Origin of the sequence: Pseudomonas sp. PB103 (assembly GCF_009764635.1) — a bacterium.
Lineage (GTDB): Bacteria > Pseudomonadota > Gammaproteobacteria > Pseudomonadales > Pseudomonadaceae > Aquipseudomonas.
In genome coordinates, this window is sequence record NZ_RWIL01000136.1 from 1 (window position 1) to 20,718 (window position 20,718).

Consider the following 20,718-nt stretch of genomic DNA (forward strand, 5'->3'; position numbering starts at 1 on the left):
AGCTCCTACACAAATCCCATGTAGGAGCTGCCGCAGGCTGCGATCTTTTGATCTTAAAAAAAACCGCCCTTGCGGGCGGCTAAAAGTGCTTCGACCCTAAATCAGAAGCCAAGGCTGAAGCTGATGGTCATCGCGTGGTCGTTGTTGTCATTCGACAATTGCCCCGAATAACCCACTCCGAGTTTGCCGGTCGGGCTGATCTGGAAGTCCACCCCTGCTTCGACCAGCGCGCTGTCCTTGGCGATCGGTACGCCTTGGGTGCTGAACGAGGCGCCGCCGTCGATGAAGCTCAGGTCGGCGTCAGGTTTGGTGTCGCCGAAGGCATGGCGCCAGCCGATGGCCGCGCGCGGGGTGAATTGCCCGCCGTTGGCCAGGGTGATGACTTTGCCGGCGCGTACACCGAGGGTCGAGAAGGTGATGTCCTGATCGGCTTCCGCCTTCAGTCGCCCTACCCCGCCTTTTTCCTTGGCCTTGTCGGAGTCGTAGTTGACATACGACAGACCGGCGAACGGCTCAAGGGCAATGCCGCCGGCTTCAATCGTGTAACCGACTTCACCAAACACCTGAGCGCTGCGGGCGTCGTAATTGGCCTTCAGGCGATCGTTGTAGCTGCCGACGCTGACGTCGCGTTTGGTCTCGATGTCGTGCCAGCTGTACGCCGCGCCGAGGCGCACGGCCAGTGCATCGAATTGCGAGTTGAGGTACGCCGCCAGGTGGTAGCTTTCAACGGTGGCATCCGAGCGACGATCATGCGCATCGAGGTCGCTGCGGGTGTAACCGGCGGCCATGCCCACGCGCCACTGATCATCGAGCTGCTTGTCAGTGCCGAGCATGAAACCGCTGAGGTTGCGATCGAGGCTGGCGGCGTTGCTGTCGCCATCCGACTCGCCCCAGGCGCCGAGTGCGCGGGCCCAGCCGACCATTTCGCCGTGGCAACCGTTGCTGCTCAATTGGTTGTCACTCGGCGCCAGGGCGCGGCGTGGATCATCCGCGGCGCTGCACGATGGCTGACGCATGCGGTCGTTGACCGCTTCGCGCACGTAGCGCGAATCCTCGAGGATGGCGCTGGCGGTGCTGGCATGAATTTCCCCCGACAGGCTGTCGAAGGCATTGCGCGCACCGGCGACGCTGAGGTTGACGATTTCGTTCTGCAACGCCGCACCCGCCGAACCATTGCGCATCAACGCCGAGGCAGTGTTGCGCTGGTTCTGGGTGGCAGCGACATCGACAAAGGAATTGCCGTTGCGACTGACCACCAGATTGACGGCGTTGGCGTCGTACACCAGTGCCGAATCGAGGAACGCGTACTGAGGCAAGTCTGCAGCACTGAAGGTCCCGACCACACCGCCACCTGCGGTGATCAGCGAGTACACGGTATTGCCGGTGAACGGCGCCAGCGAGTTCACCTGCAAGCCGCCACCCAGCGTCGCCGTGCCACCGACCGCCAATGGCGTGGCGGTTGGCGAGCTGACGGTCAGGGCCAGCACGCCATCGGAGGCGTTGGTCAGGTTGCCGGCAACGCTCAGCGTGCCCGCCTCGGAACCGGATTGCACCACGCCGTGGTTGACGATCGAACCGACGCTGCCGTTACCGCTCAGGCCAGCACCGTTGGCCACGGTGACTTGTCCACCGAGCGAGGCCCGCGCCGAGCGGCTGCCGACTTGCAGCACGCCTTGATCGACCGAGACCGTACCGTTGAACGGTTGATTGCCGGTCAGCAACAACGTGCCGTCGCCGCGTTTGACCAAGGCGCCCGTGCCACTGAGCACACCGTTGAACTGGCCGTTGGCATTTTGCTGGAACACCAGCGACGCGTTGTCGAGGATGTTGCCCTGCAGACTGGTGGTGTTACCGATCAGCGTACCGCCGCTGACCGTGGTGCCACCGCTGTAGGTGTTGGCCCCCGTCAATACCAGCGTGCCGGAGTCGAGTTTCTCGATACCGCCGGTGCCCACCAGCGGCACGGAGATTTGCGCGCTGGCCCCGGCATTGACGCGCACCGGTGCAAGGCTGCCATCCGGACCGTTGACTGGTGTCAGCGTACCGCCGGCGCCCGGTGTCAGGTTATAGCCGTTGGTGAGAAATTGCAGGCCGGTAAAGTTCTGATTGCCCTGCACGGTAACCGTGCCGCTCTGGCCACCGAACACTGCAAATTGACCATTCGAACCGAGGGCCTGAGTGCCTGTCGGGTCCGTCCAGTTGGTGCCTGGCCCCCACACGCCACTGCCACCGCCAATGCTGCCGTCGGGATTGGTGGTGCCGCCGTTCCAGAACTGCACCTCACCCGGAGTGCCTTGCACCAGCAGGTTGATCTGATTGGCGATGGCCGTTTGCAGGGTCAGGTTGGCCGCCGCTACCGGCAGGCTGCCATAGACCAGACCGTTGTCGGTCAGGCTGCCACCGTAGCGAAACAGTTGATACACCCCGGTGCCGAAGCCGCCGGCATTGCTGACGTTCAGCGTGCCGTCGAGGGTCAGGTTGCCGGCGACATCAACCACCGTGGTCGAGCTGGTCGCCGAGCCGAGGCTGAAGTCCAGATTGGTCCCCGACGACAGTGCCAGTGCACCGACCGACAACGGCGTTGCCGTGCCGCCACCGACCAAGGTCGCGCCGCTGGCCAGTTGCACCGCGCCGCTAAGCTGGCCGCTGCCGCCGAGTTTAGCCCCGCTGGCAACGCTGACGTTGCTGCTGTTGAGCGTGCCGTTGACCAACAGGCTACCGGCCTGCACCGAAGTGTTGCCGGTAAGGCCGTTGTTGCCGCTCAGGAGCAATTGCCCACTACCGGTTTTGTTCAGCGTGCCGGTGCCGGTGAGGTTGCCGGTGTAACTGCCATTGGCGTTCTGCTCAAAGGTCAGCGTGGCGTTGTTGACGATCGCACCTTGCAGGCTGCTGGTGTCGCCGCGCGTGCTGCCGGCGTTCAGCGTGGTGCCACCGCTGTAGGTGTTGGCCCCGCTGAGCAGCAGATCACCGGCGCCGTTTTTCACCAGGCTGCCACTGCCGGTCACCGCGCCGATCAGCGTGGTGTTCTGGTTGCCGGCGAGCGTCAGTTGCGCGCCGAGGTTGATCGCGTTGGCCAGTTGCAGCGCCGAGGTGCTGTCGAGGGTGCCATTGCCGGTCACGCTCAGTGCGCCACTGCTGATCGCGCTGTTGTTGCCCAGAATCAGCGTGCCGCCGGCGAGTTGGGTGCCGCCGCTGTAGCTGTTGTTGCCGTTGAGGGTCAGGCTCGACGCGCCGGCCTTGATCAGGCTGCCCGTGCCGCTGACCACGCCGCCCAGCGTCAGGGCGTTGGAGCCGGCGACGGTCAAGCCACCGTTGAGCACCACGGCATTGCCGAGGGTGACGGCGGTGTTGCTGTCCAGCGCGGTACCCGCGGCGGCGGTCAACACACCAGTGCCGAGGGCCGCGTTGTTGCCGACTACGATCTTGCCGCCATTCAGCGCGGTGCCGCCGGTGTAACCGTTAGCGGCGTTGAGCACCAGCGTGCCGGTGTCGTATTTGCCGAGGGTGCCGGCACCGTTGAGCGCCACACCAATCGTTGCAGTGGCGTTCGGGTCTACCCGCACCGTGGCATTGCCCAGCGAACCGTTGACCAGATTCAGCGAACCCGCCGTGCCGTTGACCAGGTTGTAGCCATCGGTGACGAACTGCATGCCGGTGATGGTTTGCGCACCGTTGACGGTGACCGTACCCGCCGCGCCCTGGAACACCGCGAAGTTGTTGGTCCAGGCTTGGTTGGTGATGCCGTTGACGTCGGTCCAGTTGGTGGTGCCGGTGCCCCAGGTACCGCTGCCACCCTCGACCGAACCGTTGGCGACCAGCTGATTGCCGTCCCAGAACTGCACAGTGACGCCCGGTGCAGTCACCAGCAGGTTGATCTGATTGGCCAGCGCGGTCTGCAGGGTCAGATCGCCCGGGGTCACGCTGCCCGGCACCGTGCCGATCAGCATGCCGTTGTCGGTCAGGCCGCCGGTGTAGTTGATCAGGCGATACACGCCGCTGCCGAAACCACCTATGTCACTGACGTTGAGCGTGCCGTCGAGGGTCAGGTTGCCGCCGACGTTGACCAGCGCATTGCCGCCACCTGCGACCGGAGTCCCAAGGGCGACGTCGAAGTTGGAGTTGCCGTTGAAGGTCAGCGAACCGACATTCAACGTGCTGCCGGTAACGCCCGTCAGATGAGCGCCATCGGCCACCGTCACGGCACCGCTCAAGGTACCGCTGCCACCGAGGGTGCCGCCGTTGTTGACCAGCACATTGCCGCTGGCCAGCGAGCCGTTGACCTGCAGGGTGCCAGCGTTGACGTTGGTGTCGCCAGAGAGGGTGTTGATGCCCGTCAGGGTCAATGTGCCGCTGCCCAGCTTGGTCAAACCGCCCGGATCGATACCGTCCCTGAGGACGCCAGCGAATGTACTGCTCTGGTTGTTGCCTCCAATGCTCAGGGTGTCAAAGTCACCGATGCCCACCGTGCCGTCACCGGTCAGGCTGCCGATGCTGGTCGAATCACCGATGTTGAGCGTGGTACCGGCGGCGAGATTGACACTAGCGTTATCGCCCAGCGCGGTGCTGCCGACGGTGTTCAGGCTGCCTCTCAACACATCGATCAGACCGTTGAAAGTGTTGTTGCCGCCAAGACTCAGTACCGCCAGGCTGTTCATGGTCAGCGTGCCGCTACCCGCAATCACGCCGTTCAGGCTCAGGGCGTTGTCACCGGTGACGCTCAAATTGGCGTTGACGTTGATGTTGTTGGCCAGTGTCCGTGGTGCGCTGTTAGCGATCGTTGCATCACCAGCGACCGTCAACGCGCCGTTGCCCAATGCGCCGTCAGTGCCGAGCGTCAGCGTACCGGCGTTCAGCGTGGTGCCGCCCGAATAAGTATTGATGCCATTGAGCGTCAGGTTCGACGCGCCGTCCTTGATCAACCCGCCCGCGCCGCTGACCACACCGGCGAGGGTCAGGTTGTTGCTGCCGGTGTTGCTCAGATTGGCGTTGAGCACGACGTTGTTGCCCAGGCTCAGCGCGCTGTTGCTGTCCAGCGCCGAGGCACCGGCGACGGTGAGGTTGCCCAGACCCAGCGCCGAGTTGCTGCCGGCGGTCAGGGTGCCGGCGTTGAGGGTGGTGCCGCCGAGGAAGTTGTTGTTGCCGCTGAGGGTCAGGTTCGACGCGCCGTTTTTGCTCAGGCTGCCGGCGCCGTTGACCGTGCCGGCAAGCGTCAGATCTGCCGTGCCGACGATGCCGAGGTTGCCGGCCAGATTGACCGCGCTGTTCAACGACACCGCCGTGCTCGCATCCAGCGTGGTGCCGCCCGCCGCATTCAAGGTGCCGGAACCCAGCGCCGAGTTCGACGCCAGAATCAGTCCGCCGGCATTCAAGGCTACCGGGCCGAGGAAGGCGTTATTGCCGCCAAGGGTCAGGTTGGCCGTGCCGGTTTTGATCAGGCCACCGGTGCCGCCAATCACGCCGTTGAGGGTCAATGCATTGCTGCCGACCACGGTGAGGTTGCCGTTCAGTGTCGCGGCGTTGGCCAGCGTCACCGCCGCATTGCTGTCCAGTTGCGTGCCGGCGTTCGCAGTCAGCGTGCCGGTGCCGAGCGCGGTGTTGCTGCCCACGATGATTTTGCCGCCGTCCAGTTGCGTGCCGCCGGTATAGGCGTTGGCACCGCCCAGCACCAAGGTGCCGCTGTCGAGTTTATTGAGGATGCCGCTGCCATTGATGTTGGCGTTGATGGTCGCCGTCACGCCCGGATCGACGCGCAATGAAGTGGTGCCGCCAGTGCCGTTGACCGCCGTGAGTTGCCCCGCCGTGCCATTCACTACGTTGTAGCCGTCAGTGAGGAATTGCATGCCGGTAAACGCTTGCGTGCCGTTCACCGTCACCGTGCCGGCGGTGCCTTGGAATACTGCGAAATCGCCGGCCCATGGTTGGTTGACCAGACCGTTGGCATCGGTCCAGTTGGTGCCGACCGCGTTCCAGGTGCCGCTGCCGCCATCGACCACACCGTTGGCGATGGTCTGACTGCCGTCCCAGTAACGGATGTTGACGTTCGGCGCCGACACTTGAATGTTGATCTGATTGGGCACGCCGGTCTGCACCAGCAGATCGCCGAGGCCGTAACCGGCCGGCACGCTGGCGACGTCCAGACCGAGATTGGTCAGGGCGCCGGTGTAGTTGAACAGGCGATACACGCCAACGCCAAAACCGCCGGCATCGGTGACGTTGAGATTGCCGTCGAGGGTGAGGTTGCCGCCGACATTCATCAGCGACGTGGTCGACGGTGTTGCCAACGCGACATCGACGTTACTGCCGGCCGCGAGAGTCAACGCACTGGCAGACAGTTGGTTGCCCGACGACAAGGCCAGATGGCCGCCGCTGTTGATGTTGACGCTACCAATTGCCGAACCGGTGCCGGTGAGGGTACCGCCGGTGTTGACGTTGACCTGCGCACTGGCCAGCGAACCGCTGAGGTCGACGGTACCGCCATTGATCGCGGTGTTGCCGGTGATGCCGTTGATCCCGGTGAGGTTCAAGGTGCCGGTGCCGACTTTGACCAGGCCGCCGCTGCCACTGAGATCGCCGTCGAAGGTGCTGGTGACGTCGCCGCTGCCGACGGTCAGCAGGTTGCTGCCGGTCAGTTGCACACTGCCGCTGCCGGTCAGCGCACCGAGGCTGGCGTTGCTGCCCAGATTGAGCCCGGCGCCGGCGCTGATGTTGACCCCGGAGGTATTGCCCAAGGCGTTGTTGTTGAGCGTGGTGACGCTGCCCGAGATGATGTTCAGCGCACCGGTGAAGGTGTTGTTGCCCGCCAGGGCCAGGTCCGACAGACCGTTTTTGGTCAGGCTGCCGGCACCGTCGATGATGCCGTTCAAGCTCAAATCGTTGTTGCGGGCGATGGTCAGCCCGGCGTTCAAAGTGATCGCGTTGCCGATGCCGAACGACGCGCTGTTATCCAGCGTCGCCGCGCCGCCGACGATCAATGCGCCGCTGCCCAGACCGTTGGCATTGCCCAAGGTCAGCGTACCGGCATTCAAAGTGGTGCCGCCGCTGAAAGTATTGTTGCCGTTGAGGGTCAGATTGGCAGTGCCGTTCTTGATCAGTGGGCCAGTACCGCTGGTGACGCCGCCGAGGGTGAGATTCTGCGTGCCGCCCACGGTCAGTCCGGCATTCAGGGCGACCGCGTTGTTGAGGCTGACCAGCGGCGAGTTGCTGTCCAGCGTCGACGCGCCAGCGACGGTCAATGCGCCAGAACCCAATGCCGAACTGTTGCCGACGGTCAGTGTGCCGGCATTCAGCGTGGTGCCGCCGAGGTAGTTGTTTGCTGCATTGAGAATCAGATTGGCCGTGCCGTTTTTCACCAGGCTGCCGGCACCGCTGACCAGACCGGTTAGCGTCATATTCGCCGTGCCGCCGATGTTCACGGCGCCGGCCAGCGCGACGGCGTTGTTCAGGCTGACGGCCGTGTTGGCATCCAGCGTGGTGTTGGCTGCCGCGTTCAACGTACCGGAACCCAGCGCGGTGTTACTGCCGACGATCAGTTTGCCGGTGTTCAACACGGTGTTGCCAAAATAAGTGTTGGCGCCGTTGAGGGTCAGATCGGCAGCGCCGTTCTTGGTCAATCCACCGATACCGGCGACCACACCGCCAAGGGTCAGCGCATTGGTGCCGCCTACAGTCAGAGTGCCGGAGAGGTTGACGTTGTTGGCCAGCGTCGCGGCGGCGCTGGCATCGAGGATGGTGCCGTTCGAGGCGTTCAGCGTGCCGGTCCCGAGGGCGGTGCTGGAGCCGACAATCAGCGAACCGGCATTCAGCGCCGTGGTGCCGGTGTAGGTGTTGTTGCCGTTGAGGGTCAGGCTCGAAGCGCCGGTTTTGATCAGCCCGTTGGCGCCACTGATCACCCCGCCAAGGGTCAGTGCGTTGGCGCCGCCAGCGGTGAGGTTGGCGTTGAGAATCACGTTGTTGTTCAGGGTCACGGCAGAACTGCTGTTGAGCGTGCCCGCGCCTTCCACCGTCAAGGCCCCCGTGCCCAATGCTGCGCCGTTGCCGACGGTGAGGCTGCCAGCATTCAGCGTGGTGCCGCCGCTGTAGGTGTTGGTGCCGTTAAGCGTGAGATTGGCGGCGCCGTTTTTCACCAGTTGGCTGGCGCCGCTGATCACCCCGCCGAGGGTCAGCGCGTTACTACCGCCGATCCCCAGGCTGTTGTTGAGAATGACGGCGTTGTTCAGGGTCACCGCCGCATTGCTGTCGAGGGTAGCTACACCGCCCACGGTGATGTTGCCGCTACCCAGCGCCGCGTTGGCGCCTGCGGTGATGGTGCCGGCGTTCAGCGCAATGGCACCGAGAAAGGTGTTGGCGCCATTGAGTATCAGGTTGGCCGCGCCGTTTTTGGTCAGCCCGCCGCTACCGCTGACGATGCCGCCGAGGGTCAGGTTGGCGCTGCCGCCGACGTTGAGATTGCCGCCGAGCGAAACCGCGTTGGTCAGTGCAACTGCGGTGCTGGCATCGAGTGTGGCGCCCGCCGCCGTGGTCAGCGCGCCAGTGCCGAGCGCGGTGTTGGAGCCGACAATCAGCGTGCCGGCATTCAGTGCGGTGCCGCCGGAGAAGGTGTTGTTGCCGCTGAGGCTCAGGTTCGCCGTGCCGCTCTTGATCAGGTTGCCGGCGCCGCTGACGACGCCGCTCAAGCCCAATGTCTGGGTGCCACCAATGGTCACGCCGCCGGCCAGTGCGACGGCATTCGCCAGTGTCACCGCAGCAGTCGCATCCAGCACCGTGCCGGCCGCCGCACTCAGTGCGCCGGTACCCAGCGCGGTATTGCTGCCAACGAACAACGTGCCGGCATTGAGGGCGGTGTTGCCTGAGTTGCTGTTGTTGCCGGTCAGGGTCAGGCTGGCGGTGCCGCTTTTGGTGATGCCGCCAGTGTCGCTCAACACGCCGCCGAGGGTCAGCGCATTGCTGCCGAGCACGTTGAGCGCGCCGGTCATGCCGATGTTATTGGCCAGCGTCACGTTGGTCGTGCTGTCGAGGCTGGTGCCGGCGGCGGTGTTCAATGCACCGCTGCCCAGCGAGTTGCTGTTGGTCACCAGCAGGCTGCCGGCGCTGAGGGTGGTGGTGCCGGTGAAACCGCTGTTGGCGCCGCTGAGGGTAAGGCTGCCGGTGCCGGTTTTGGTCAGGCCGCTGCTGCCGCTGATCAAGCCACCGAGGGTCAGTGCGCCAGTGCCGCCGGCCGTCAAGGTGCCGCCGAGGCTGATGGCGTTGGCCAGGCTGATGGTGCCCGGTGCGCTCAGCGTTGTCGCGCCGGTGACGTTGAGTGTGCCGGTGCTGAACGCCTGATTGTTGCTGACCTGTACCGTGCCGCCATTGAGCGTGGTGTTGCCCAGATAGGTGTTGGCGGCGCCGAGGTTAAGTTGACCGGTACCGGCCTTGGTGAAACCGCCGCTGCCGGAAATCACCCCGCTCAGGGTGGTGGCGTTGCCGCCTTGTACCGTGACACCGCCGGCACCGACGGAAATCAGATTGCTGATGTTCAACCCGGCATTACTGGCCTGCAGAATCCCGCCGTTGGACGTGAGCACGCCGCTGCCGAAGGTGGCGTTGTTGTTGAAATTCGCGATACCGCCGTTGAGCGTGGTCGCGCCGCTGACCAATGGCCCCTGCAAGGTCCAGGTGCCGCTGTTGAGGGTCAGGTTGTTGAAGTTGACGTAGGTGGCGCTCGACGCCGAGCCAGTCTCGGTGATACCGCCGCCGACGCCGCTGGTGTTTTGCAGGATCAGGCTGTTAGTCCCCCCCGCACCGCCATCGACCGTACCCGTCGGGGCGAAAGTCAGGTTGATATTGACCAGACCACCAAGGCCGACACTGATCTGCACGCCGTCACCGACCTGCACCGAAGAACCGGTCACGGCCGTGAAGGTGTTGGTGCTCCCCGCGCCCATCGATACGCCGCCGGTAATCGCACCGGCGTTGGTGAAGGTGTTGCCCGCCGCCGAGGTTTCGAAGGCAATCCGGCCGTTGATGACACCGGTGTTGCTGTTGGTCATGTTGACCTGCGAGCCACCGTAGACGCCGATCACCGGGGTGTCGGCCAGGGTGATGCCACCGATCGAAAGTCCGGTCGAAGTGATGGTGCCGTTGTTGGTGATGCTGGTGGTGCCGGCAGCGGCGTTGTTCACCGCGATGGCCAGGCCATTGATGCTGGTCAGGTTAAGTCCAAGCAACATGCCGGTACCGCGCATGATCGCGCCCGTATTGTTGAGCACATTGACCGTGCTGGTCGCGCCGTTCCCGATAAATGCACCGCCGCTCAACACCGATATCAGACCAAGGACTGCCGGATCCATGATGCCGGAGTTGTTCAGGGTGATGCCGACCCCCGTCAGGTCCATGACATGCCCGCCAAGGGTCGCGTTCATCTGCGCGCCGCTGTTGACGTTGACCGTCAGGTTGTTCGTGGCACTGGCGAAGTCGTTGGGAACCAGTGGCAGTGGCGGCACCCCCGTACACGTCACGATTGAACCGGCCGTGGAGCATGTGGCCAGCGCAGGGGCACTGATCCCGCCGAACAGCAGCCCGGCGACGCTCAGATGCACAGCAAGGGAAAGAGGGGAAAAACGCGAAACGAGGGCGATACCAAACCTTGCTTCCACGGGCTACTCCTTGTCGTGGCCAATTTCTTCCTTGAAGGCGTGCAAAGCAGTGCTTATTCCACACGCGAATCAAGACTGCGACGGTCATCACAAAACCGTTGATTGGGGACAAAGCTAGTAGACGCCCGGCAATGGGGCACGGATTAAATGGTGTTAATACTTTAATACTAGAGGCGTCTGGAATAAGCGTTTCAGCCCGCATCCACGGGCCTTCAACCTGCCGCAGAACCTTGGGCATGGCCTTTGTGGCGAGGGGATTTATCCCCGATGGACTGCGCAGCAGGCCCACGCTTCCAAGGGCCGCTACGCGCCCCATCGGGGATAAATCCCCTCGCCACAGGATTCGTACGCGCCGGCATTTTTGCGCTCTTGAAAAATGTGATCGTTCTGTCAGAAAAACCGTTGAAATCGACGAAATATCAGCGAATTGAAAACATTGGTATGACTTGTGCAAACGTTTGCGCAACGTCAATCTCAAGGTTTTCGTAACAAAACCGTACAAGCCCACGGAACACGGGCCTCGATCCGCAAAAAAGGACTTTGAATGCACACCGCATCCCCCTTTCGCGCACCGTTTGCGCGCACATTTGCTGTTTCCTTGCTGCTTACTGGCGTTACCGGACTTCTCAGCGCCAGCACTTTCGCTCAGCCCGCGCTGCCGGAAGAATCCGCCCAGGGCGAAGCCCTCAGCCCGGAAGCCAGCCCGCCGAAAAAAGGCGCCTACCTGTCGGACTGGTACAACCAGGACCTGATGCTGATCGGCAGCAAAGACATCAGTTTCGGCCCGCAACCGGCCGACGATATCTACCTGGAGTACGAGTATTTCGGCCGCAAGGGCCCGTTCGAGCTGTACGGCTACATCGACGTGCCGAAGATCTTCAACATCGGCAACAGCCACGACAAAGGTGTGTGGGATCACGGCTCGCCAGTGTTCATGGAGCACGAACCGCGCATCTCCATCGACTACCTCGCCGGCCGCAGCCTGGCCATCGGCCCGTTCAAGGAATGGTACGTCGCGTTCGACTGGATCTACGACCACGGCAGCCGTAAAGAGAATCGCGCCAACACGCTGTACAGCGGTTTCGGCACCGACATCGACACCCACTCGCGGGTCAATCTGTCGGCCAACCTCTACGGTCGCTACCAGTGGGAAAACTACGGCGCGAGCAATGAATATTCGTGGGACGGCTACCGCGCGCAGCTCAAGTACATCGTGCCCATCGACAAATTCAGCAACGGCGCCTCGCTGACCTACATCGGTTTTACCAACTTCGATTTCGGCTCCGACATCCACAAAGACAACCCCGCTCGCACCGCCAACGCGACGGTGGCGACCAACGTGTTGCTCTACTCCTTCACCCATCTGCGCTTCACGCTGGTGGGGCGTTATTTCCACAACGGCGGCAACTGGGAGGACGGCAGCGAGCTGAATTTTGGCGACGGTAATTTCCGCGCGCGTTCCAATGGCTGGGGTTACTACGCCGGCGTCGGTTACCAGTTCTGATTTTCAAGGAGGTTTCATGCAAGCAATGATGCGTTTGACACTGGCCGCTGCGGCCCTGCTCTCTTCCACCGCTTGGGCGGTCGAGGCACCGATTCAACCGAAAGTCGTGCTGATCACCATGTTCGCGCCCGAGGCGCAGCATTGGATCGATCGCCTGGAACTGAAACAGGAAATCCGTGTGCCGGGCCTGTCCGCCGAGTACCCGAGCATCCGTTGCAACGCGCACCAGGTGTGCCTGTTGACCACCGGCATGGGCCAGACCAACGCTGCCGCCTCGACCCTGGCGTTGGCGCTGTCGCCGAAATTCGACTTGCGTAAAAGCTATTTCCTGATCGCTGGTATCGCCGGGATCAGCCCAAAACACGGGACCATCGGCACTGCGGCGTGGGCGCATTATCTGGTGGAGTTCGGCACGCAATGGGAGATCGATTCGCGCGATGCACCGTCGACCTGGCCGACCGGTTATCTGGGTATCAACACAAAAGGCCCGAACGAAAAACCGCCGCTGGATTACAAGACCGAAGTCTTCGAGCTGAACGCGAAACTGCAGGACAAAGCCTTCGCCCTGAGCCACAAGGTTGAACTGAGCGAGAGCAAGGAATCGGCAGCGTGGCGCCGGAAATATCCGTCGGCCCCAGCCAATCAGCCACCGGTGGTCACCCGCTGCGACACGTTGGCCGGCAACACCTGGTTTTCCGGCACGCGCTTGAGCGAACGGGCCGAGGTCTGGACCAAACTGCTCACGGATAACAAGGGCGAATACTGCACGACGCAGCAGGAAGACAACTCCACCTATGAAGCTTTGCTGCGGGCCAGTCGCCAAGGTCTGGTCGATGTTCAACGCCTGGCCGTGGTGCGCGCCGGCTCTGACTTCGATCGCCCTGAGCCGGGCGGCAGTGAAGTGGACAACTTGCTGAAATACGCCGATCAGGGTGGTTTTGCCCCGGCGCTGGAAAACCTCTATCGCGCCGGCCATCCGCTGGTGCAGGACATCCTCACGCATTGGACAGCCTGGGAAAACGGCGTCCCCGCGCCATAAAAATCAAAAGATCGCAGCCTTCGGCAGCTCCTACATGGAATTGTGTTCCCCTGTAGGAGCTGCCGCAGGCTGCGATCTTTTGATCTCACATCCAACATGTGTAGGAGCAAGGCTTGCCCGCGAAGACGTCAAGCCAGTCAAAATATTCATCGACTGACCTGGCGCTTTCGCGAGCAAGCTTGGCTCCTACAGGTTTTGCGATTTATTGGGGGGTCAGGGAATCAGGATGACTTTGTCACCGCTGCCCTGATTCACATCCGCATAACGCTGAAGACCGTCGGCCAATGGCGACTCGACCAGCCCTTGCGGCAACGGCAACGCGCCTTCGTCGAAGAGCCGGCCAAACTGGCCCAACATCGCCGCACAGGCTTCAACGCTGTACAGCAACGTATTGACGCCCACCACCGAACCGCCCTTGCGGTACAACGCCAGTGCCGGCAATTGCACATGGCCGTCTACCGGTGCGGCGATGATCGCGATTCGACCAAAGATTGCCAGTGCCGCCACCGACGCCGGCAGCCAGAAACCGGTGGTGTCGAAGATCACTTCAGCACCCCCCTGATACACCGCGTTGACCTGCGCGCCGAGGTCTTCAGGTTTATCCAGCTGAATCGTCTGGTAACCCTGCGCCTGCAACTCCTTGACCTGCTCCGAACGCCGCGCCGCCGCCAGGATCTGCGCGCCGCGCACTTTGGCCAAGGCCAATGCCGCCGTGGCCACCGCACCGCCGCCGATCACCAGCAGGCGCGTGTCGGCTTTTACCAGACTGCGTTCCAGCGCATCCCACGCAGTGGTGTACGGCACGCCGAGACTGGCGGCCTGGCTGAAACTCAGGCGCGATGGTTTGAGGGCGACACCGGTGGCCGGCAGTTTGACGAATTGCGCGTGAGAACCATCGGCGAAAAAACCCAGCTCGCGGCCGGTGCCCCAGACTTGCTGACCGATCAATGCTGGCGGGCCTTCAACCACCACACCGGCGAAATCGCGACCGGGTATGCGCGGCAGCGTGGTGTAGGGGAAACGGCCAAGGACGTTTTTCACATCGCTGGGATTGAGACCAGCGGCCTTGATCTGTACCAGCACCTCGTCAGCGCCGGGGACCGGGGTCGGAACGTCGACGAAACGCAGGGAAGACAGGTCGCCGGTTTTATCGAATTGCAGTGCTTTCATGGATTGATTCACCGAAGAGAAAGGAAACTCAGGACAACCAGCCGGCGACCAGTTGCCGGCCCATCGGCCACAATTGCTCACCGGCCAGCATGCCGAGCAGACCGACCAGCGCGATGGCCGGCGGTGCGGGAGAACGGAAATCCAGCGCGCCGTAAAGCAGGCCAACGCCCAGACCAATGGCCAGCGAAATCAGGTAGTTCATGGGGGAAGAACTCCGCCGTTTGCGAGGAATGGGCAGAGTCTAGGGAATCGAGTGCGAAGGCATCGGCCAACGACTTCTGAATTTCGGCCAACCCTGCCGAAACCACCACAAAACCCTGTGGGAGATGGCTTGCCAGCGATGGCACCAGTAAATCCAGCATCATTTTTGCAGACACACCGCCATCGCTGGCAAGCCAGCTCCCACAGGGTTTGTGCCGGTTCAGGAGGTAACGTTGTTACAGAGTGAATTGTGAGGGGGCGACGCCCAGTTCGCGGCGGAACATGTCGCTGAAGCTGCTGGGCGAGTAGCCGAGCTCGCGGGCGATCACGCTCACCGCCACGCCCTGAATCAACTCCGCCACCGCCGTCGCCAGCTGCACCTGTCGCCGCCACTCGGCGAAGCCCATGCCGAGACTGTCCTTGAACAGCCGCGCCAGGGTGCGCACGCTGGCCCCGGCATTTTCCGCGTGTTGCTCGAAAGGAATGTCCAGTGAGGGCGCCGCCATGACCGCTTGGCACACGTTCATCAGACGCCGATCGGAATCGTCCGGCAGCGGGATTTTCAACTGCGAACGGCGGGCGCGTTGCAGCTCCAGCAACGCCAGCCCGACCAGCGCCTCGTAGTACGCCGGGTCTCCGCTGTCGCCCTGCTCCACCAGCCCGACAATCAACTCGCGCAGCAACCCACCGACCTCGATCACCTGCACGGTCTGATCCAGTGTCGCCGCCAGCGCCGGGCGCAAGTAGATATTGCGCATCTGCAGATCCGACACCACGCGGATCCCGTGCGGCACACCGGGCGGCAACCACACCGCCCGCTGCGGCGGCACCACCAGCGCTTCATGCGGCGTCTCGACCCACATCACCCCGCTCATCGCGTACAGCAACTGCCCCCAGACATGCGCATGCGGCTCGATAAACAACCCACGCGGATAGGTGCGCGCCACACGCTGCACGGGCACATCGGTGTCACTGAGATCGGGGGGCGCGGCGAGGGCCATGGCGAGCATTCATTGGGGTTGGTGGAGGCGCCATGGTAACCAGTGCGCCGACGCGTCGCCAATGATAGATACCGTCGGACAATCCGAGTGAATTTTCCCGGTGCGCCGCGATCCTTCTATTACCACAGGGAGGAATACGGGCTTTATGAACAACGCAAAACTCTATGTCATCGAATACACCCTTCACGGCACGCCCAAGTCGTTCATTATCCGCTCGGACAAAATGGACAACGCCGAGGCTTGGCACTGGGCAAGCTGCGACGCCGGCGTCGGGCGAATCCCGCGCTTTGGCCGTGAAAAGGTGCAGAAAACCAGCAAACCGATGGCGGAAAAATTCGGCGTGGAAAACGTCGTCTGGCGACCGACCAGCTAAGCTCAGCCTGGCGGTTGGTATCATTCGGGGGAATGCACAATGAGCAGCATCAGCAGCGAGGCGCACCTGGACTATGGCTTGGACACGCTCTTTGGGCGCATAACCAAAAGTGTGGATTGTCGCGTGGGCCTGGAAGCGGTCGAGGATGATCCGTTCTGCTTCGCGCTGAGGGTGCCAGCGCCGTTACCCGACGACCTCGACCAGGCGAAAACCGTGGTGGTCAGGGTCGAAGGCCGACGGCTGCAAGGGACGGTGCGCCATACCGAGCGCATGGATGATGCGAGTTTGAAACTGGAAGTGGAGCCTGATTAGGCTCCACTTTTTTTGCGCCGGGTTTATTTCGGATGTGCGCAATGGCAGCCCTTGCTTGAGCACTCCTCGCCACTCTTGTGGTGGTGAGCGCAGGCTTCGCAGCAGTAATGTTTGCCGTGCACGGCGTAGGAATGATCGCCTTCTTTGATGGTGCATTTGCAGCCGGGGCAATCGCATTTTTTATCGGGCATGGAACAGACTCCTTGTGTGGTGGTTGTCTGAGGCTTGTAGGGCAAGCCGTGATACCCAGTGTAGGAGCTGCCGAAGGCTGCGATCTTTTGATCCGGATTTTTTATTGGGGTTTGGGGGACATATCCGTGCTGCGGTTATGGCTTCCGACGGTTTCGCTCTTATCAGCGAGCCCCTTTTTCAAACGCCGGAATGCCGGCCCGGCGAAAATTCAAAAATCAGAGCCAGATCAAAAGATCGCAGCCTTCGGCAGCTCCTACAGGGGATGATGGTATGGCTGGGAGAGGTGGGTCGGCTGTCAGGCCGCCTTCGCGAGCAAGCTTTGCTCCTACGAAGAACAACAGCTGAACGCGCACCGCTTGCCCCCCAAAAAACCCGAATCAATCCCCCGTACGCACACTGCTCCGATACATAAACACCAAAGCCAACCCCAAACACCCCATCGCCAAAACCCGGCTCCCGGACAAATCGATCGCCGGGTTGCCAAACCAGCCAAAATTATCGATCAACATCCCCATCCCCAACTGCCCGACAATCACCGCCACGGTCGCCACCGCCGTACCGACCCGAGGCACAGCGCCGACCATGACAATCATGTACACCACGCCAAACAGTGCCCCACTGAGCTGCCACTTCGGCACATCAAGCAAACTCACCGAATGCGCCGGTTCGAAAAACACAATCAGCAGTCCGGTCACCAGCGCACCCACGGCGAACGTCAGCAAACTGCTGCGCAACACGCCAACGGTTTCGCCCAAGCGCCCATTGATCGCTGCCTGAACACTCAGCACCGCACCTGCCGCAACCACCACGGCCAACAAAATAATCAGACTCATCATCAACCCCGAGCAATCAAAACAAGTGCCGCCACAATCAGCGCCAGCGCCAGCCAACGTTCACCGTTGACCTTCTTGCGCGCCGTCCCGAACCAGCCGAAATGGTCGATCAACACACTCTTGCCGACCTGCCCGGAGAGGATCGCGATCATCGTCATGGCGATACCAATGTGCGGCGTGGCCAAGGTCAGTACTACCACGTAGATCGGCCCGAGAATGCCCCCGATCAACTGCCAGCGCGGCAAGGTGTTCAGCGCCGGGCCCTTCTGCGGGCCGGCAAACAACAGCAGCAAAAACAGAATCGCCGAGCCGACGCCAAAGATGCTCAACGTCGCCCAAAGATGCCCGACCTGCGCGCCCAATGGCCCAAGCAACCCGGCCTCTACCGACAACCCCATGCCCGCCATTATCACCAGCGGCAGCAATAACCAGCGCAACCCCGGTTTGGCCACCGGTGCCGCCACATTCACTTCATCCAACGTTTGCATAAACACAATCCAGCCCAGTCAACGATGGCGCGGATTATCGACTGGCGTCGCTGTGCGATAAATGGGAGCATCCGGACAACACTTTTGCGCATCACGCACAGCAGGACAGATCATGCACGGGCTCAGCGAACTCGGATTCAAGGCACTGCGGTTATTTGTGGCCGTGCTCGACCATGGCAGTTTTTCCGAAGTGGCCCGCCGCGAGGGCGTGGCGCCTTCTTCAATCTCCCGGCAAATCCAGTTGATGGAGCAGGCGCTGAATCAGCAATTGCTCTACCGCCACACCCGCGCCGTCACGCCGACCGAAGCCGGGCGCATGCTCGGCTACCACGCGCGATTGTTGCTGGTGCAACTGGAAGAAGCTGAGCAAGCCTTGCAGGAACAGCAAAGCGAACCCACCGGCCTGGTGCGCATCAATGCACCGGTGGTGTTCGGTCAGCGGCATCTGACGCCGTGGCTGGGGAAGTTGTGCGCACGCTATCCGAAGCTGCAACTGGATATCCAGCAGACCGACCACTACGTCGACCCGCTGCAGGAAGGTGCGGATTTGCTGTTTCGCATCGGCCCGCTGCACGATTCGAGCATGCAGGCGCGGATTCTCGCGCCGCACCGCTTTCAGGTCGCCGCCAGCCCGGCGTATCTCAAGCGTCACGGCACACCGCAACAGCCTGAAGACCTCGCGCAGCATCAATGCCTGGCCTACAAAGGCGCGGCCGGTCTGCAACGCTGGTTTTTCCGCCGCGAGGGTGAAGACTGGACACCGTATTCGGTGAAAGGCCCGATCACCGGCAACCATGCCGACACCCTCACGCAAGCCGCCGAACAAGGCTTGGGCCTGGTGATGTTTCCGTCGTGGCTGATTGGCGAAGCGGTACGCGAAGGCACGTTGGTGCCGGTGCTGGGGGAGTATCAGGTGTCGAACAGCCTGGAACCGCAGCAGATTGCGGTGCTGTGGCCGGGGAGCCGCCGGCTGTCAGTGAAGGTGCGCACGGTCATCGACTTCTTCATCGAATGCTTCGGCGAAATCCCCTACTGGGACAGACCATGATTTCCCATGTAGGAGCTGCCGCAGGCTGCGATCTTTTGATCTTGATTGTTAAAAACCAGATCAAAAGATCGCAGCCTGCGGCAGCTCCTACATTGGATTGTGAGGGGAGTCAGATGCGGAACTGGCCCACGAGTTTGCCCAGGCGTTGGCCAAGTTCGGCCAGGCTGCGTGAGGTCTGCGCGCCGAGTTGCGTCTCATCGGCGACGTTGTCCACCGCCACCGCAATCTGATGCACGCTGCGGTTGATCTCCTCCGCCACCGCCGTCTGCTCTTCCGCCGCACTGGCGATCTGCGCGTTCATCGAGTTGATCGTCGCAATCAGCGACGCCATTGCATCCAGCGACGCGCCAGCCTGATTGGCCTGTTGCGAGGTGCCGTCACCGGCCTCGCTGGAGCGGCGCATCGCCTCGACCGCCTGCTGGGTGCCCGCCTGCAAGCGGTCGATCATGCCCTGAATTTCCTGGGTGCTGATCTGCGTGCGACTGGCCAGCGCCCGCACCTCGTCCGCCACCACGGCAAAGCCGCGCCCGGCCTCACCGGCGCGCGCCGCTTCGATCGCCGCGTTCAGCGCCAGCAGGTTGGTCTGCTCGGCAATCGAACGGATCACCCCGAGCACGCCGACAATCGAGGTCACGTCCTGCTGCAGGCTGTCGAGGGAGACACCGCTGCTGCGGATGTCATCGACCAACGCATGAATCTGTTTGATGCTGCCCGCCACCACACGCTTGGCGCTCTGGCCTTCTTCGTCGGTCTGCTGGGCGGCGACGGCGGCGTTCTGCGCGCTCTTGGCCACTTCCTGCGCGGCGGCAGACATCTCGTTGATGGCGGTGGCAACCTGATCGGTCTCGTGACGCTGCCGCTCCATCGCCTGATCGGAACGCTGCGCCTGATCGGACACCTGCGTCACCAGCCCGGTGAGTTGCGTGGTCATCTCGGTGATCTGCCGCACCAGGCCGTGGATTTTGTCGACGAAGCGGTTGAACGAGCCGGCCAGTTCACCGAGTTCGTCCTGGCTGGTGATGTTCAGGCGGCGGGTCAGATCGCCCTCGCCCGCCGCGATGTCGTCGAGGTTGGCTTTCATCAGGGTCAGCGGACGCAGAATGGTATTGGCCAGCAGCATCCCCGCCGCCGCGATCACCAACAGCACCACCAGCGCCACGCCGACGATGCTCAGCACCACGCCTTGCATGCGTTCCTGCACCTGCGCTTCAACAAGTGCCACTTGCGCTTCGATGCCGTCGAGATTGACCGAGGTACCCACGGCCATGTCCCACTTCGCCAGGTATTCGGTGTAACCGAGTTTCGGCACCAGCACCTGCGCGTTACCCGGCAAAGGCGAGCTGTATTGCAGATAGTGAGTGCCGTCCTTCGCGACTTTCACCAAGCCCTGGTTGACGTAAACACCGTTCGGGTCGCGATTGTCCTTGAAGCTTTTGCCCACGCCTTCCGGGTCGTTGGCCTTGAACAGGCGCACGGTCTCGGAGTCGTAGCCGAAGAAGTAGCCGTCCTTGCCGTAGCGGATGCCCGAGAGCAATTTGATCGCCTGCGCCCGCGCCGCTTCATCGCCCGGGGCGGCAGCATCGTAGAGCGGTTTGATCGTGGTCATGGCCACGGCCACGTAACTTTGCAGGGTCGCTTTGGCGTCGCCGAGCAGGCGTTCGCGGGTCTGTTCGACCTCTTTGTGCGCTTGTTCCTGGAGGATGAACAGCGTGGTCAGGCTGATGACCAGCGCAAAGAGCAATACCGGAAGAACGGCGAGGGACAGGACTTTAGCCTTGAGGCTCAGGCGCATTGTGGGGGCTCACTCTTTTGGTTTTATTGGCGTGGTTAAAGGCTTTAACGGCACGCAAAACCAAAAGTTGAACCCGCAAAAAAAGATCGCAGCCTTCGGCAGCTCCTACAGAGATCGGTGTAGGAGCTGCC

14 protein-coding genes and 1 pseudogene are annotated in these 20,718 nt (G+C 62.3%); 6 read left to right on the forward strand and 9 right to left on the reverse strand.

All coding sequences use genetic code 11. The annotated features are described in order from the left end of the window. Nucleotides 1-101: 101 nt before the first annotated feature. Complete coding sequence (locus EJA70_RS25195; protein ID WP_158834333.1) at nt 102-10,634, reverse strand: autotransporter-associated beta strand repeat-containing protein; 10,533 nt, start codon at nt 10,632-10,634, stop codon at nt 102-104. A gap of 544 nt (nt 10,635-11,178) precedes the next feature. Here EJA70_RS25195 and EJA70_RS25200 point away from each other — a divergent pair. Both EJA70_RS25200 and EJA70_RS25205 read left to right on the forward strand, forming a co-directional pair. Beyond that, nucleotides 11,179-12,138, forward strand: coding sequence for a nucleoside-specific channel-forming protein Tsx (locus EJA70_RS25200; RefSeq protein ID WP_158834335.1), 960 nt, complete (start codon nt 11,179-11,181; stop codon nt 12,136-12,138). Nucleotides 12,139-12,154: 16 nt separating this feature from the next. After that, nucleotides 12,155-13,177, forward strand: a complete 1,023-nt coding sequence (locus EJA70_RS25205) for a purine nucleoside permease (RefSeq protein WP_158834337.1) — start codon at nt 12,155-12,157, stop codon at nt 13,175-13,177. Between the two features lie 213 nt (nt 13,178-13,390). On the opposite strand, the gene EJA70_RS25210 is transcribed toward EJA70_RS25205, so the two are convergent. The 3 genes from EJA70_RS25210 to EJA70_RS25220 form a co-directional block, all read right to left on the reverse strand. Continuing rightward, nucleotides 13,391-14,347, reverse strand: coding sequence for a zinc-binding alcohol dehydrogenase family protein (locus EJA70_RS25210; protein ID WP_158834339.1), 957 nt, complete (start codon nt 14,345-14,347; stop codon nt 13,391-13,393). A 28-nt stretch (nt 14,348-14,375) separates the two neighbouring features. Beyond that, nucleotides 14,376-14,549: a DUF1427 family protein gene (locus EJA70_RS25215; RefSeq protein WP_007969534.1), complete on the reverse strand. Its 174-nt coding sequence runs from the start codon at nt 14,547-14,549 to the stop codon at nt 14,376-14,378. 235 nt (nt 14,550-14,784) lie between these two features. Further along, nucleotides 14,785-15,558 (reverse strand): helix-turn-helix transcriptional regulator, encoded by a 774-nt coding sequence (locus EJA70_RS25220; protein ID WP_158834341.1) that lies wholly within the window; start codon nt 15,556-15,558, stop codon nt 14,785-14,787. 136 nt (nt 15,559-15,694) lie between these two features. Between EJA70_RS25220 and EJA70_RS25225 the strand changes: the two genes are divergently transcribed. Both EJA70_RS25225 and EJA70_RS25230 read left to right on the forward strand, forming a co-directional pair. Continuing rightward, nucleotides 15,695-15,922 (forward strand): DUF6555 family protein, encoded by a 228-nt coding sequence (locus tag EJA70_RS25225; RefSeq protein ID WP_008081484.1) that lies wholly within the window; start codon nt 15,695-15,697, stop codon nt 15,920-15,922. Between the two features lie 39 nt (nt 15,923-15,961). After that, nucleotides 15,962-16,234 (forward strand): hypothetical protein, encoded by a 273-nt coding sequence (locus EJA70_RS25230; RefSeq protein WP_008081485.1) that lies wholly within the window; start codon nt 15,962-15,964, stop codon nt 16,232-16,234. Between the two features lie 23 nt (nt 16,235-16,257). Here EJA70_RS25230 and EJA70_RS25235 read toward each other — a convergent pair whose 3' ends face one another. Continuing rightward, nucleotides 16,258-16,425: a metallothionein gene (locus tag EJA70_RS25235; protein ID WP_123529467.1), complete on the reverse strand. Its 168-nt coding sequence runs from the start codon at nt 16,423-16,425 to the stop codon at nt 16,258-16,260. Here EJA70_RS25235 and EJA70_RS30880 point away from each other — a divergent pair. Continuing rightward, a complete protein-coding gene (locus EJA70_RS30880) occupies nt 16,342-16,692 on the forward strand; it encodes a hypothetical protein (RefSeq protein WP_178116990.1) in 351 nt (116 codons plus the stop codon). The two genes, EJA70_RS25235 and EJA70_RS30880, sit on opposite strands and share 84 nt — an antisense overlap. A 111-nt stretch (nt 16,693-16,803) precedes the next feature. Here EJA70_RS30880 and EJA70_RS25240 read toward each other — a convergent pair whose 3' ends face one another. Next, on the reverse strand, nt 16,804-17,262 hold the full coding sequence (locus EJA70_RS25240; RefSeq protein ID WP_158834343.1) for a DMT family transporter: 459 nt from the start codon (nt 17,260-17,262) through the stop codon (nt 16,804-16,806). After that, nucleotides 17,262-17,747 (reverse strand): DMT family transporter, encoded by a 486-nt coding sequence (locus tag EJA70_RS25245; protein ID WP_158834345.1) that lies wholly within the window; start codon nt 17,745-17,747, stop codon nt 17,262-17,264. Before EJA70_RS25245 ends, EJA70_RS25240 begins: the two co-directional genes overlap by 1 nt. 112 nt (nt 17,748-17,859) lie before the next feature. Between EJA70_RS25245 and EJA70_RS25250 the strand changes: the two genes are divergently transcribed. Further along, on the forward strand, nt 17,860-18,795 hold the full coding sequence (locus tag EJA70_RS25250) for a LysR family transcriptional regulator (RefSeq protein WP_158834347.1): 936 nt from the start codon (nt 17,860-17,862) through the stop codon (nt 18,793-18,795). A gap of 109 nt (nt 18,796-18,904) precedes the next feature. Here the strand turns inward: EJA70_RS25250 and EJA70_RS31435 are convergent, their stop codons facing one another. Next, nucleotides 18,905-19,726, reverse strand: a complete 822-nt coding sequence (locus tag EJA70_RS31435) for a methyl-accepting chemotaxis protein (RefSeq protein ID WP_371924620.1) — start codon at nt 19,724-19,726, stop codon at nt 18,905-18,907. 84 nt (nt 19,727-19,810) lie between these two features. Continuing rightward, nucleotides 19,811-20,587 (reverse strand): annotated as a pseudogene (locus EJA70_RS31440) (cache domain-containing protein); the annotation flags it as partial. Nucleotides 20,588-20,718 lie beyond the last annotated feature (131 nt).